This window comes from Streptomyces sp. R818, from assembly GCF_056172735.1.
In genome coordinates this window covers 34668-48542 of sequence record NZ_JAOCNE010000009.1, presented here as the reverse complement: position 1 = coordinate 48542, position 13875 = coordinate 34668, and the positions used below count along the sequence as shown (strand labels likewise).

The 13875-nt window shown below is 71.4% G+C and carries 11 protein-coding genes and 1 pseudogene; 6 read left to right on the top strand and 6 right to left on the bottom strand.

Going from position 1 to position 13875, the window contains the following annotated elements; genetic code table 11:
- The first annotated feature begins 162 nt into the window (after positions 1-162).
- From trhA to N5I75_RS23375, 3 genes are all read left to right on the top strand, one after another.
- Complete coding sequence (gene trhA / locus N5I75_RS23385) at positions 163-846, top strand: PAQR family membrane homeostasis protein TrhA (RefSeq protein WP_476680217.1); 684 nt, start codon at positions 163-165, stop codon at positions 844-846.
- Positions 847-972: 126 nt separating this feature from the next.
- Positions 973-2538, top strand: a complete 1566-nt coding sequence (locus tag N5I75_RS23380) for an MFS transporter (protein WP_476680215.1) — start codon at positions 973-975, stop codon at positions 2536-2538.
- Positions 2539-2543: 5 nt separating this feature from the next.
- On the top strand, positions 2544-3155 hold the full coding sequence (locus tag N5I75_RS23375; protein ID WP_476680213.1) for a TetR/AcrR family transcriptional regulator: 612 nt from the start codon (positions 2544-2546) through the stop codon (positions 3153-3155).
- Between the two features lie 37 nt (positions 3156-3192).
- On the opposite strand, the gene N5I75_RS23370 is transcribed toward N5I75_RS23375, so the two are convergent.
- Positions 3193-5238, bottom strand: coding sequence for a thioredoxin domain-containing protein (locus tag N5I75_RS23370; RefSeq protein ID WP_476680211.1), 2046 nt, complete (start codon positions 5236-5238; stop codon positions 3193-3195).
- A gap of 119 nt (positions 5239-5357) precedes the next feature.
- Here N5I75_RS23370 and N5I75_RS23365 point away from each other — a divergent pair, with 119 nt between their 5' ends.
- On the top strand, positions 5358-8567 hold the full coding sequence (locus N5I75_RS23365; RefSeq protein ID WP_476680209.1) for a tetratricopeptide repeat protein: 3210 nt from the start codon (positions 5358-5360) through the stop codon (positions 8565-8567).
- Between the two features lie 256 nt (positions 8568-8823).
- On the opposite strand, the pseudogene N5I75_RS23360 reads toward N5I75_RS23365, so the two are convergent.
- The 3 genes and pseudogenes from N5I75_RS23360 to mca all read right to left on the bottom strand — a co-directional run bounded on the left by N5I75_RS23360 (position 8824) and on the right by mca (position 10605).
- A pseudogene (locus N5I75_RS23360) lies at positions 8824-9422 on the bottom strand (dihydrofolate reductase family protein).
- 57 nt (positions 9423-9479) lie between these two features.
- Positions 9480-9731 (bottom strand): hypothetical protein, encoded by a 252-nt coding sequence (locus N5I75_RS23355; RefSeq protein ID WP_476680207.1) that lies wholly within the window; start codon positions 9729-9731, stop codon positions 9480-9482.
- Complete coding sequence (mca, locus tag N5I75_RS23350; RefSeq protein ID WP_476680205.1) at positions 9724-10605, bottom strand: mycothiol conjugate amidase Mca; 882 nt, start codon at positions 10603-10605, stop codon at positions 9724-9726. The genes N5I75_RS23355 and mca overlap by 8 nt, the downstream gene beginning before the upstream one ends.
- Before the next feature lie 130 nt (positions 10606-10735).
- Here mca and N5I75_RS23345 point away from each other — a divergent pair, with 130 nt between their 5' ends.
- Both N5I75_RS23345 and greA read left to right on the top strand, forming a co-directional pair.
- On the top strand, positions 10736-11140 hold the full coding sequence (locus tag N5I75_RS23345) for a DUF4307 domain-containing protein (protein ID WP_476680203.1): 405 nt from the start codon (positions 10736-10738) through the stop codon (positions 11138-11140).
- A gap of 169 nt (positions 11141-11309) precedes the next feature.
- Complete coding sequence (gene greA, locus N5I75_RS23340) at positions 11310-11807, top strand: transcription elongation factor GreA (protein WP_476680201.1); 498 nt, start codon at positions 11310-11312, stop codon at positions 11805-11807.
- A gap of 62 nt (positions 11808-11869) precedes the next feature.
- Here the strand turns inward: greA and N5I75_RS23335 are convergent, their stop codons facing one another.
- Together N5I75_RS23335 and N5I75_RS23330 are read right to left on the bottom strand one after the other, a co-directional pair.
- The gene (locus tag N5I75_RS23335) at positions 11870-12733 is read right to left on the bottom strand and encodes an ABC transporter permease (protein WP_476680199.1); all 864 of its coding nucleotides are present in this window, start codon (positions 12731-12733) and stop codon (positions 11870-11872) included.
- Positions 12730-13737, bottom strand: a complete 1008-nt coding sequence (locus N5I75_RS23330) for an ATP-binding cassette domain-containing protein (protein WP_476680197.1) — start codon at positions 13735-13737, stop codon at positions 12730-12732. The genes N5I75_RS23335 and N5I75_RS23330 overlap by 4 nt, the downstream gene beginning before the upstream one ends.
- Positions 13738-13875: the final 138 nt, after the last annotated feature.

The window sequence follows — 13875 nt, the reverse complement described above, 5'->3', positions numbered from 1 at the left end:
TCGCCCATCTGTCCAGGGGGCCTCACACTTGAGCGACGTGAGCATCACCACTCGGCCCCGTCGACACGGGACGCTTATGGATCAGGACTTCTGGTTAACCCCCGGTGAGATCTGAGGCTCTCCATATCCACTGCCTACGGTCGCGTAGGTACGATGCGGGCCATGAGCGTCACCGCCGAAGAGTCCGAAGTCCCCGTCGCGCAGCCTTCCTTGCTGAAGCCGAGACTGCGCGGGTGGCTGCACGCGGGCATGTTCCCCGCCGTGCTGGTCGCCGGCCTCTTCCTCACGGCCCTGGCGGACTCCACGCGGGGCCGTGTCGCCTGCGGGATCTACGTCCTGACGGCCTGCCTGCTGTTCGGGGTGAGCGCGCTCTACCACCGCGGCAACTGGGGTCCGCGCGCGGACGGCGTCCTGCGCCGCCTCGACCACGCCAACATCTTCCTGATCATCGCGGGCACGTACACGCCGCTGACCATGCTGCTGCTGCCCGACTCCAAGGGCGACGCCCTGCTGTGGGGCATCTGGGTGGCGGCCGCGGCGGGCATCGCCTTCCGCGTCTTCTGGATCGGCGCCCCGCGCTGGTTGTATACGCCGTGCTACATCGCGATGGGCTGGGCGGCGGTCTTCTTCCTGCCCGACTTCATGAAGGCGGGCGGCGTCGCGGTGCTCGTCCTGGTGATCGTGGGCGGGCTGCTCTACAGCGCGGGCGGCGTCATCTACGGCATCAAGAAGCCGAACCCCTCGCCCCGCTGGTTCGGCTTCCACGAGGTGTTCCACTCGCTGACCCTGGCGGCGTTCGTCGTGCACTACGTCGGCATCTCGCTGGTGGCGTACCAGCACGCGTAAACGCTCCCACCTGCTCCGACAGGGCCGCGGCTGCCGAGCCGCGGCCCTTTTTGGCGCGTTCCCGAGCCCTCGGCGAAAGTAACTATGGATTGACAGACACTACAAACTGCGAGCTACTCTCATTTCATGGCTACTGTCACTCAGCAAGTGGAGCCGCGCCTGGATCCCCGGCGCTGGTGGGCCCTCGGGGCCCTGGTCGCGAGCATGCTCGTGCTCGGCTTCGACATGACGATCCTCAACGTGGCGCTCCCGACGATCACCGAGCGGCTCGGCGCCACCACCGGTCAGCAGCAGTGGATGGCGGACGCGTACGTCGTCGTCTTCGCGGCGCTGATGCTCCCCGCGGGCCTGCTCGGCGACCGCTTCGGGCGGCGCCGCATGCTCGTCGCCGGGCTCGGTGTCTTTCTCGCGGCGTCCGTCGTCGGTGCCCTCGCCTCCGACGTCACCTGGGTGATCGTCGCCCGCGCCCTGATGGGTGTCGGCGGCGCATTCGTGATGCCGCTCGCCTTCTCCGTCCTGCCCTCGCTGTTCCCGCGCGACGAGCAGACCAAGGCCATCGGCATGATCTCGGCGGCGTCCGCGCTCGGCATGCCGCTCGGGCCGGTCGTCGGCGGCTGGCTGCTCGGCCACTTCTGGTGGGGCGCCGTCTTCGTGATCAACGTGCCGATGGTCGCGATCGGCATCGTCGCCTGCCTGTTCCTGCTGCCGGAGACCAAGGACCCGGCCGCGCCGAAGGTCGACCTCGTCCCGACCGCGCTCACCGCGCTCGGCCTCGGCACCCTCATCTACGCGATCATCGAGGGCCCCGCGAAGGGCTGGACCGACGCCCTCGTCCTCGGCGGCTTCGCCGCGGCCGCCGCCCTGCTCGGCGCGCTCGTCCTGCGCGAACGCCGCAGCCCGCGCCCCATGCTCGACCTCTCCCTCCTCGCCCACCGCGGCTTCCTCACCCACACGCTCGTCGCGACGCTCGGCATGTTCGTCCTCGCGGGCCTGATGTTCGTGCTGCCGCAGTACCTGCAGACCAGGCTCGGGACCGACGCCCTCGGCACCGGGCTCCGGGTCATTCCGCTGATGGCCGGGATGCTGCTCGCCGCGAAGCTGGCGCAGCCGCTCGTCGTCCGGTTCGGGGCCCGCGCGGTGATCTGCGTCGCGCTGGTCGTCCTCGCGTTCGCCGCCTTCCTCGGCGCGCGCACCACCGCCGGCTCCGGGTACGGGTTCACGGCCCTGTGGCTGACGATCGCCGGGCTCGGGTTCGCCTTCGCCATGATCCCCGCGATGGGCGGCGCGCTCGGCGCCCTTCCCAGGGACCAGGCGGGCCGCGGCTCGGGGCTGCTCAGCACGGTGCGGCAGACCGGCAGCGCGCTCGGCGTCGCCCTGCTCGGCGCGCTCATCGCGGGCGCGTACACGGGCCGGCTGAGCACGGCCGGGCTGTCCGGCGCGGCGGCGGACACGGCGCGGGACTCGGTGATCGGCGCGCACGTCGTCGCCGACCGGCTCGGCGAACGCGCCCTCGCGGCCTCGGCCGACGCCGCGTACCTGCACGGCATGAACCTCGCCCTCGCCGTCATCGGCATCGCCGCGCTGGTCGCGGCCGTCCTCACGGCGGTGTTCATGCCGGGGACGGAAGCTGCGGCGCCGCGCGCCACGTCCGGTACCGAGGTGGCCCCGATCAGCGCGGATACCCGACAATGACGGTCATGGCCGCCTCAGCACAGACCCCGGAAGCCAAACTCGGACTCAGGGAACGCAAGAAGCTCAAGACCCGTCTGGCGATCCGCGAGGCGACGTACCGCCTGATCGCGGAGCAGGGGTACGACGCGACGACGGTCGAGCAGATCGCCGAGGCCGCCGAGGTGTCGCCGTCCACCGTGTTCCGCTACTTCCCGACCAAGGAAGACATCGTCCTCACCGACGAGTTCGACCCGATCCTGGAGCGGGAGCTGCGGGCGCGGCCGGCCGACGAAACGCTCATCGACTCCCTCCGCCACGTCATCGACCACAGCCTCCAGCGCGCCATGGCGAGCGAGGACGCCGAGGTCACGCGGTTGCGCACCCGCCTCCAGGTCGAGGTGCCCGCGGTGCGCTCCCGGATGATGGAGTCGATGTCCGTCACCGGCCAGATGGTGTGCCGCGTCCTCGCCGACCGCACCGGCCGCGACGCGGGGGACCTGGAGGTCCGGGTCTACGCGATGTCGGTGGTCGGCGCCCTCATGGAGGCCACGATGTACTGGGCCGAACACGGCGACCAGGGCGCGGACCTGCGGGAGCTGTCGGTGCGGGCGCTGGACACGCTGCAGCACGGGCTGTAGCCGCCCGGCCCGCTCGGGGACCGGGCGGCGGCTGCGCCTACTGCTGCTGTACGGGGCCGCTCAGCATGGCGCTGAGCCGCTCGACGTCGTTCACGGGCGCGTCGCACACGAAGTGGCGGCACACGTACGCGGTCTCCCGGTCCTCGACGAGGGGCCGGTCGGCAAGGAGCGGAAGTTCGGCACCGCTCCCAGATCCCTCGGGGCCCGCGGCGACGACGGCGCCGGGCGCGGTCCCGGTGAGCGCGGCGTGGTGCATGCGCCCGCCGACCTCCCCGACGACGGCGATCTCGCGGGGCCCGTCGAGCAGCGCCTCGGCGACGGCCAGGCCGTTGCCGATGAAGCGCGGGGCTCGCGGGCCGAGCGCCTTGACGACGCCGAGCGCCTTCTCGGCGGCCGTGCGGTGCGGTTCGCTGCCGGTGTGGGCGGCGTACGAGAGCAGTGCTCCGGCGGCGGCGGTCCAGCCGGACGGCGTGGCATTGTCGGTGGGGTCCTGCGGCCGCCGGATGAGCCGCTCGGCGTCGACGGCGGTGTCGTAGAGAGCACCGCTCTCCGGGTCCACGAACCGGTCGAGGACGTGATCGAGCAGGAACCCGGCGAACTCCAGCCACACTCCTTCACCGGTCACGGAGGCCAGCGCGAGGAACCCCTCGGCCACATCGGCGTAGTCCTCAAGGACTCCGCTGTTGCCGCCGGCCTTCCCGTCCTTGCTGGTACGGGAGATGCGCGCGAGGGGATCCATGTGCAGCCGCACGAGCAGATCCCCCGCGCCGACGGCGGCGTCCACGAGGTCCTGCCGGCCGAAGTAGGCGCCGGTCTCGGCGAGAGCGGCGATCGCGAGCCCGTTCCAGGCGGCGACGATCTTGTCGTCACGCCCGGGAGCGGGCCGCTCGGCACGCGCGTCCCGCAGCCGCTGCCGAATGGACGCGATCCGCGCCGCGTCGAACACCTCGTCGGACTGCGGAAGTTGCAGCACCGAGGCGCCCTCCTCGAAGGTCCCCTCCTCGGTGACGCCGAAGTACCGGGCGGCGACATCCGCATCCTCGGCCCCCAGCACCTCCCGCAACTGCGCGGGAGTCCACACGTAGTAGGCACCTTCGACGTGCTCGCCGCTGCTCGGATCCTCGCTGTCGGCATCGAGCGCGGACGCGAACCCGCCCTCGTTCGTCCGCAGTTCCCGCACCATGAAGTCGGCGGTCTCCAGCGCCACGCGCTTGGCCGGCTCCGAACCCGTCGACCTCCACACGTGCGCGTAAGCACGGCACAACAGCGCGTTGTCGTACAGCATCTTCTCGAAGTGCGGCACGACGAACTCGCGGTCCACGGAGTACCGCGCGAACCCGCCCCCGAGCTGGTCGTAGATCCCGCCGCGCGCCATGTGCTCACACGTGTCGACGGCCATCTGCAGCGCGCCCTCGGCACCGGTCCTGGCATGGTGCCGCAGCAGGAACTCGATCACCATCGACGGCGGGAACTTGGGCGCCCCGCCGAACCCGCCGTGCGCGGCGTCGTACTCCCGCGTGAGCCCGAGCAACGCCTGCGCCAGCTCGCCCTCCCCCGGCACGTCCGTGTCCCCGAGCCCGAGCTGCCGCCCCGCGAGATCCTGCGTGATCTTCCCGGCGACCTCGGTGACCTCCCCGCGCCGGTCCGTCCACGCGTCCCGCACCCCTTGCAGCACCTGCGTGAACGACGGCATCCCGTGCCTCGGCTCCGGCGGGAAGTACGTACCGAAGTAGAACGGCTCGGCGTCCGGCGTCAGAAACACGGTCATGGGCCAGCCACCGTGCCCGGTGGCCGCCTGAACGGCCTCCATGTAGACGGCGTCGACGTCGGGCCGCTCCTCGCGGTCGACCTTCACATTGACGAAGCTGTCGTTCATCAGCGCCGCTGTCGCCTCGTCCTCGAAACTCTCGCTCGCGAGGACATGGCACCAGTGGCAGCTCGAATACCCGACGCTGAGCAGCACCGGCACCCCGCGCCGCCGCGCCTCTTCGAAGGCCTCGGCCGACCAGGGCCACCAGTCCACCGGGTTGTCGGCGTGCTGGAGGAGGTAGGGGGACGTCTCATGGGCCAGTCGGTTCGGCATGCCTCCCATCCTCACCCATGTCCGCCACGGACGTGTCTTTGATCGCCGGGCCCCTCGCGCCTAGACCCCATACGCAGGACACTTGACCCGGCACTGTCACCACCGGAGGGGGACCGACCATGCGAGACAGCCATCGGGCGGAGGCCGAGCGGCTGTTGGCCCGGGCCGTGGAGGAGGAGGTGCGGCGTTCGGGCGGGCGGACGGACGGGGGTGTGCTGCTCAGCCGGGCCAAGGGGGCGCTCGACGCCATGGGGCGGACCGCCGACGAGGAGTACGCCGCGTACACGCGGGCGCTGGACGAGGCGGCGGCCGGGCAGATGACGTTCGGGGAGCGGTTCGCCAAGGAGGGCGGGTCGACGCCGCTGATGGTGGCGGGGGTCGGGGCCGTCACCGCCGTCGTCGCCGATCTGGCGCTCGGGGCCGGGACCGGGGTCGCCGTGGGTGCGGGGGCGGCCGTGGCCGTGCTCGGGGCCGCCGCGACCGTCGCCAAGGTGACCGCCGCGCATCTGCCGGCGGCCAGCCGCAGCGCGGGCGCGTTGAACCAGCCGGGCGGGCCCGAGCAGTTGCGGCTGCAGTGGCTGACCGCCCTTGAGGTGCGGGGCATCCGGCCGTTCCTGGATCAGCAGCGGGTGCTCGCCGCCAGTACCGGGACGACGAAGAAGACCGCCGGGCCGGGCGCGCGGCGGACCGACAAGAGCGCGGCCGCGCGGCGGCGGAGCGTCCTTGAGCAGTCGTTCGGGCAACTCCCGGTGCCGGAAGGGCCGTTCGCGGGGCGGCGTGCCGCCATGGCGCGGATCGCGCAGTGGGTGCACGCGGCGCGGGCCAGTACGGAGACGCGGCCGACGGTCGTGGTGCTGCACGGGGCGCCGGGGTCGGGGCGTACGACGCTCGCGGTGCGGGCGGCGCACGACCTGCGGGACCAGTTCCGCGGGGCGTGCGTGGTGGACCTGCGCGGGGACCGGGCGGACGCGGCGCCGCTGACGACGCGGGACGCGCTGCTGCATCTGCTGAACCGGCTCGGGGCGCCGCGCGAGCAGCTGCTGTTCCGGGAGCGGTCGTCGCCGGACCAGCAGAGCAAACGGTTGAGCGAGCTGTACCACCAGCATTTGACCGGGCTTCCGGTGGCGATCGTGCTCGACGACGCCGCCGACGCCGAGCAGGTGCGGGCCCTGGTCCCGGAGCGGTCCGACAGCCTCGTCATCGTCACCGCGCGCAAGCCGCTGGAGCTGCCCGAGTCCCTCCCGGCGTGGGTGCATCACCTCCCGGTGGAGGCGCTGGACGCGGCGGGCGCCGAGGAGCTGCTGCGGGAGGCCGCCGAGGACGCGAGCGGGCCGTACGACGCGGAAGCGGACGACGAGGTACGGGAGTTGTGCGGCGGCCTTCCGCTGGCCCTGCGGATCGCGGGGTCCGCGATCGGGCCCCGTACGACTCGCAGGCTGGCCGCCGATCTGAGTGCGTACGGGCCCGTCGAACCCGTCGAGCGCGTCCTGTGGCTGCGCTACACCGACCAGTCCGACGCGGCCCGCCGCCTCCTGCGCAGGCTCGCGCTCGCCGGACGCGCCTCGCTCGGCGCGGGCGCCGCCGCCGCGCTCCTGGCGACGGGCGAGCAGGACGCCGCCCGCCATCTGACGGCGCTGTCGCGGGCCGGGCTGATCGACCACGTCCGGGGCGACCGGTACCGCCTGCACGACCTGGTGCGCGCCTTCGCGCAGGCCCGCCTCGCGGACGAGGAGGAGCCGGCCGAGCGCACGGCGGCGCAGGAACGCCTGATCCAGAACTACGCGGATCTCGCGGACTCGGTGATCCGCCTGGTCGACGGCAACATGTCCACCCGCGCCGGACAGCCGGGACCGCACGGCTTCACCTCCCTGGACGCGGCGCTGCGCTGGCTGGACGACGAGTCGAGCTTCATCACGGCGGCGCTGCGGAACGCGGAGGGTGTCAGCCAGGAGGCGGTCCTCGGCCTGCTCGGCGCGCTCTGCGACTACTGCCTGCTGCGCGGCGACCTCTACCGCCTCGGCGAGATCAGCGAGCTGACGCAGGCCATCGACCAGGGGCTCCTCGTGCGCTCGGTCCAGTGGCGTACGGGTATCGCGGCCCGCCAGCTCGGCGAGCTGGACAAGGCGCGGACGACGCTGACGTCGGTGGTCGACCTGTACCGGGAGGCCCACCACCAGGCGGGCGAGGCCCGTGCCCTGTGCTCGCTCGGCATCACCCTGCACCACCAGGGCCAGCTCACGGACGCCGCGGCCAAGCTGCGGGAGGCCCTCGACCTGCAGACGACGCCCGAGACGCGCGGCGACCGCGGCTGGACGCTGCACGCGCTGGCGGCCGTCGAGCGCGACCGCGCCCACGTCCACGAGGCCCTCGCGCTGCTCACCGACGCCCTCGCCCTGCACCGGGAGAACGAGTCGCTGCACGGCGAGGCCTGGGCCCACTTCCAGCTCGGCCAGCTCTGCCTGCGCATGGGCGATCTGCCGCGCGCGGACCGTGAGCTGCGCGCGGCCCTCGGCCTGTACGGGCGGACGCGCGACGGCCGCGGCGAGGCGTGGGCGCTGACCCAGCTGGCCCGGGTCCGCCTGGTCGACGGTGACGCGTCGGCTGCGGTGGAGGACCTGCGCCAGGCGGTCGCGCGCCACCAGGACAACGAGGACGCGCGGGGCGTGGCCTGGACCCACTACTACCTCGGCCAGGCCCTGGAGGAGACCGGCGATCTGAACCAGGCGGTGCGCGAGCTGGAGCGGGCCCGCACGATGTTCTCCCGGATGCGGGACGTCTACGGGCTGGCGTGCGCCCGGCACCACTCGGCGCGGGTCACCCGCGACCAGCGGGCGGCGCAGACGGGCTCCCTGCGCAACTCCGGCTTCGCCCGGCAGCTCCTGGTCGACGCGCGCGCCGACTTCCAGCGCATCGGCGTCGCGCACGGCGAGGCGTGGACGTGCCTGGAGCTGGCGGTCGTCGACGCGGGCAACGCCCGGCTGCAACAGGCGATGACCCTGTGCGAGGAGGCGGCGGCGCTCTTCGCCTCGTACGGCGACCGGCGCGGCGAGGACTGGGCCGCGTTCCTGCGCTGCACGCTCCTGCCCTACGCGTCGCCGGGCGGCTCGGAGATCGGCACGGCGGTCGCGCAGGAGGAGCTGGACCAGCTCGCCCGCACCCCCAACCCGGTCCGCGACGGCAAGCTCGACGACTATCTCGGCGCGTACGCCCTGCTCCTCGAACGCGGCGTCGACCTGGACGCGGGCTGGCAGGCCTGGCGCCTGGGCATGGTCCCGAACCGGCACGCGCGGGACGTGATGGGGGTGCCGGAGGAAGCGGCGCAGCAGTGAGCTAGGGCCTGTCTGACAATTCCCGTCGTCGCCCGGAGGGCGGCCCCGCGGCGTCTGGTGCGTGCTATGGGGGTCCCCCCGGCCGGAGGCTGGGGGAGTGCCGGGTGCAAGGCCTCGTACTGGACGTACTTGGCCTTGTGCCCGGTGCGGCGAGTGGGGGTCCCCCCCGGCCGAAGGCTGGGGGAGCGTGCCAGGCGTCGCGGGGCTGGGGGCACCTCCCGGCCGGAGGCTGGGGGAGGGAATTGTCAGGCAGGCCCTAGACCGTGCGCGTCCGGTACTGCAGGTGCAGCACCCGGTCCCCCTGGATCACCACGTGCGGGTCCTCCAGGAGGTGCTGCCCCGCACCGGGCCGAAGTAGCGCTTGCCGGTGCCGAAGACGACCGGGACGACGTCCATCGCCACGATGTCGACCAGGCCGAGCGCGAGGGCCTGGCCGCCGATGTCGCCCGCGGTGATCGCGACGGCGCGGTCGCCCGCCAGCTCCTTGGCGCGGGCGACGGCCCCGGCCACGTCGGTGGCGAAGTGGTAGTGCGCAGCCTCGGGGTGCCAGTCCGCGGGGCGGGGCCGGTGGGAGACCACGACGACGTGTTCGCCGGCCGGGGGCTTCGCGTCCCAGCCGTTGGTGAGGTCGAAGAGGTGGCGCCCCATGATCGTCACGCCGAGGCTGTCCCACATCGGCTGGGTGTAGTCGGCGGAGGCTTTGGAGATGCGGAAGCCGCCGCCGTCGCCGAGCGGTGTGTCGCCGTTGCCGTACCAGTCGAACAGCGGTCCGACCTGGTCCTCGGCGTCGGCGATGAAACCGTCCACGGAGACGACCGCGTGCATCAGTACCGGGCTTGTGCCTACAGGGCTCATACCCGGTACGACCGGGCGCGCCCGCGAAACTCATCGCGGGCCGCCCTGAAGGTTTGGCTACGCGCGGTCGGACGTCGCCTTGCCGGAGCCGGTCGCGCCGGCCGGCTCCGCGCCGGAGCCCGCCTTCTCCTTGAAGTCGACCTTGCCCATGTGCCGGTTCATCGACTTCATCAGGCCCCAGACGGCGAGCGCCATCACGGCGAAGACGATGAACCCGAGCACGCCCGGGGTCACCTTGTTCTCGTCGACCTCCTGCGCGGCAAGAGGGACGAGATGGGTCAATGCCAGATTCGATGTCACATCAGGCATTGTGACGGACGCCGGCGAAGAGGTCGTCCTCGGGGAGGGACGTATCGACAAGAGACCTGGCCAGCTCGTACTCCTCGGTCGGCCAGACCTCCTTCTGGATCTCCATGGGGACGCGGAACCAGCCGCCGTCCGGATCGATCTGCGTGGCGTGCGCGATCAGCGCCTTGTCGCGGATCTCGAAGAACTCGGCGCACGGCACGTGCGTGGTGAGCGTGCGCTCCTCGCGCTCGAACTCGTCCCACCGCTTCAGCCAGTCCGCGTACGGCGACTCCAGGCCGCGCTCCAGCATGGCGTTGTGCAGGGCTTCGGTGCGGGGCCGGTTGAAGCCCTGGTTGTAGTAGAGCTTGCTCGGCTGGAAGACCGGGCCGAACTCGGCCTCGGGGTACTTCTCGGCGTCGGCCGCGCCGTCGAACGCCACCATCGTGATCTTGTGGGTCATGATGTGGTCGGGGTGCGGGTAGCCGCCGTTCTCGTCGTACGTCGTGATGACCTGGGGGCGGAAGGACCGGATCTGGCGGACCAGGCGGCCGGCCGCCTCGTCCACGTCCTCCAGGGCGAAGCAGCCCTCGGGCAGCGGCGGCAGCGGGTCGCCCTCGGGCAGCCCCGAGTCGACGAAGCCGAGCCAGTCCTGCTTGACGCCGAGGATCTCGCGGGCCTCCTCCATCTCCTTCCTGCGTACCTCGTGGATGTGCTCCTCGATGTACTTGTCCCCCTGGAGCTTCGGGTTGAGGATCGAGCCGCGCTCGCCTCCCGTGCAGGTCACGACATGCACGTCCACCCCCTCGGACACGTACTTGGCCATGGTGGCCGCGCCCTTCGACGACTCGTCGTCGGGGTGGGCGTGAACGGCCATCAGTCGCAGCTGCTCAGTCAAGACAAGATCCTTGGTGAATTAAGGCGCCCTGGTGTGATTCGGCGCGTTGGGCGCTTCTATAGTGACCGAACCGGGGGGCGGAAAATTCCGGTGCCCGGACCCAGGCGGGCGTTGCGAGAGGAACTGGCTGATGAGCGCCGTGCAGCAGCTGCCCGAGGGCCGCTACGGATCGTCGCGCTCGGCCGACGCCCGCGCCGACCGGAAGCTGAGGATCGCCGCGATCGTCCTCGGCACCCTGTTCGCCGCGATGATGTGCTGGTTCGGCTGGTACTACGTGGGCGGCAACAAGTTCAGCGGCGAGATCATCGCCTTCAAGACGTACGACGACAGCGTCAAGGTCCACCTGGAGATCCGCAAGGACAGTGACGCGAGCGGCTACTGCACCGTCCGCTCGCAGGCCGCCGACGGCGCCGAGGTCGGCCGCGCCGACTTCCGGTTCTCCGGGGACGAGGACCGCATCGACAAGGTCGTCACGCTGCGCACGACGGGCGGCCGGGGCACGAGCGCCGAGCTGATCGGCTGCCACGCCGACTGACGTCACCCGGCCTCGTACGGCGTGACCTGCGCGGTCGCAAAAACGCGGCCATATGTCCTCCCCCTTCGACCGGGGAATTGTTAGGCTCGTGGTTTCGCCCACCCGTAAGGGAACATCCTTCTGGGTAGGGCGATGCTTTTTATTTCCCAGTACCTACGAGGAGCGACCTGTGACCCAGACCAGCGAAGACGTCACCTGGCTGACGCAGGAGGCGTACACCAAGCTCAAGGAAGAGCTGGAGTACTTGTCTGGTCCCGCGCGCGAGGAAGTCACGCAGAAGATCGCTGCTGCGCGCGAGGAGGGCGACCTGCGGGAGAACGGCGGGTACCACGCGGCCAAGGAGGAGCAGGGCAAGCAGGAGCTCCGCATCCGCCAGCTGACCCAGCTCCTGGAGAAGGCCAAGGTCGGTGAGGCGCCCGCGGCCAGCGGTGTCGTCGCTCCCGGCATGGTCGTCACGATCGCTTTCGACGGCGACGAGGACGACACGATGAGCTTCCTGCTCGCCTCCCGCGAGTACGCGAGCTCCGACATCGAGACGTATTCGCCGCAGTCGCCGCTCGGCACGGGCGTGAACGGCAAGAAGGTCGGCGAGGACGCCCAGTACGAGCTGCCGAACGGCAAGTTCGCCATGGTCAAGATCCTCAAGGCGGAGCCGTACAGCGGCTGACGCCGCAGCACGTACGAGGCCCCCGGAGCGCTCGCGCCCCGGGGGCCTCTTCGTACGCCGGGTCAGGCCGCCGCGTTGCGGTACTTGCGGACCGCGAGGGTGCGGAAGACCAGGATGATCAGGACGGACCAGATCAGGGACGCCCACACCGGGTGCTCCATCGGCCAGGCGCCGGTGACCGACTTCGGCACACCGTCGATCGTGTTGCCGAACAGCTCGCGGGCCGCGGCGACCGTGGCGCTGAACGGGTTCCACTCGGCGATGTACTGCAGGAACTTCGGCATGCCGTCGACCGGGACGAACGCGTTCGAGATGAAGGTCAGCGGGAACAGCCAGATCAGGCCGCCCGAGGTCGCCGCCTCCGGGGTGCGCACGGACAGGCCGATCAGCGCGCCGATCCAGGTGAAGGCGTAGCCGAGCAGCAGGAGCAGGCCGAACCCGGCGAGGACCTCGCCGATGCTCTCGTGCGTGCGCCAGCCGACGAGCACGGCCACGACGGCGAGGACGGCGAGCGTCACGGCCGTCTGCACCAGGTCGGCGAGGGTGCGGCCGGTCAGGACGGCGCCGCGCGCCATGGGCAGCGAGCGGAAGCGGTCGATGAGGCCCTTGTGCATGTCGTCGGCGATCCCGGCGCCCGCGCCCGCCGTGGCGAAGGTGACGGTCTGCGCGAAGATGCCCGCCATCAGGAATTCCTTGTAGGCGCTCGCGCTGCCGGCGGGTGCCCCCGGAATGTTGATGGAGCCGCCGAAGACGTACGTGAAGAGGACCACGAACATCACGGGCTGGATGACCCCGAAGAGGATCATCTCGGGGATGCGGGTCATCCGGATCAGGTTGCGCTTGGCGACGACCAGGGAGTCCCGGACGGACTGCCCGATGCCGCCCGCCGCGCGCGGGACGCGCACGCTCTCGGTGACGGCGCTCATGAGCGGGCCTCCTCGGTCGTGCGCGGACCGGCTTCCCCGGTGTCCCGCGCGTCGTCCGCCTTCTCCTCCGCCACGTGTCCGGTGAGGGAGATGAACACGTCGTCCAGGGTCGGGCGGCGCAGGGCGATGTCGTCGATCTCGATGCCGCGCGCGTCCAGCTCGCGGATGACCTCGGCGAGCAGCTTGGCGCCGCCGGTGACGGGGACGGTCAGTTTGCGGGTGTGCTGTTCGACGGTGGCCTCGCCCTTGCCGAATCCGGCGAGGATCTGGTGGGCGGTGTCGATGTGCTCGCGCTCGTGCACGACGACCTCGACGCGCTCGCCGCCGGTCTGCGCCTTGAGCTGGTCGGAGGTGCCGCGCGCGATGACGCGGCCGTGGTCGACGACGCAGATGTCGTGCGCCAGGTGGTCGGCCTCCTCCAGGTACTGGGTCGTGAGCAGGAGCGTGGTACCGCCCGCCACCAGCTCCTGGATGACCTCCCAGAGCTGCTGCCGGTTGCGCGGGTCGAGCCCGGTGGTCGGCTCGTCCATGAACATGACCGGCGGCGAGACGACGAGCGCGGCCGCGAGGTCGAGGCGGCGGCGCATGCCGCCCGAGTACGTCTTGGAGGGGCGGTCGGCGGCGTCCGCGAGGTGGAACCGCTCCAGTAGCTCGCCCGCTCGCGCCTTCGCCTGCTTGGCCTTCATCTGGTAGAGCCGGCCGACCATCTGGAGGTTCTCCCGGCCGGTCAGATACTCGTCGACCGCGGCGAACTGGCCGGACAGGCCGATCGAGCGCCGCACCTCGTTCGGGTTCCTCAGGACGTCGATCCCGGCGACGACCGCCTTGCCGCTGTCCGGGGTGAGCAGCGTGGTCAGGCAGCGGACCGCCGTGGTCTTGCCCGCTCCGTTCGGTCCGAGCAGGCCCAGGACGGTGCCTTCTGGTACGTCCAGATCGACGCCGTCCAGAGCCCTTACGTCACCGAAGGTCTTCACCAGACCTTCGGCGTAGATGGCGCCTGGCATTGGTTCCCCCATGGGTTGGTGGGTGGTGCCTATGCTTTTTTGTGCCGACATTTCAGTCTCGCCGGAGTGTCCGTGCCCGGCAATCGGGTGACGCGGCGCACACCGTATCGCGATGTATCGCGTCTCAACAACCGGTTT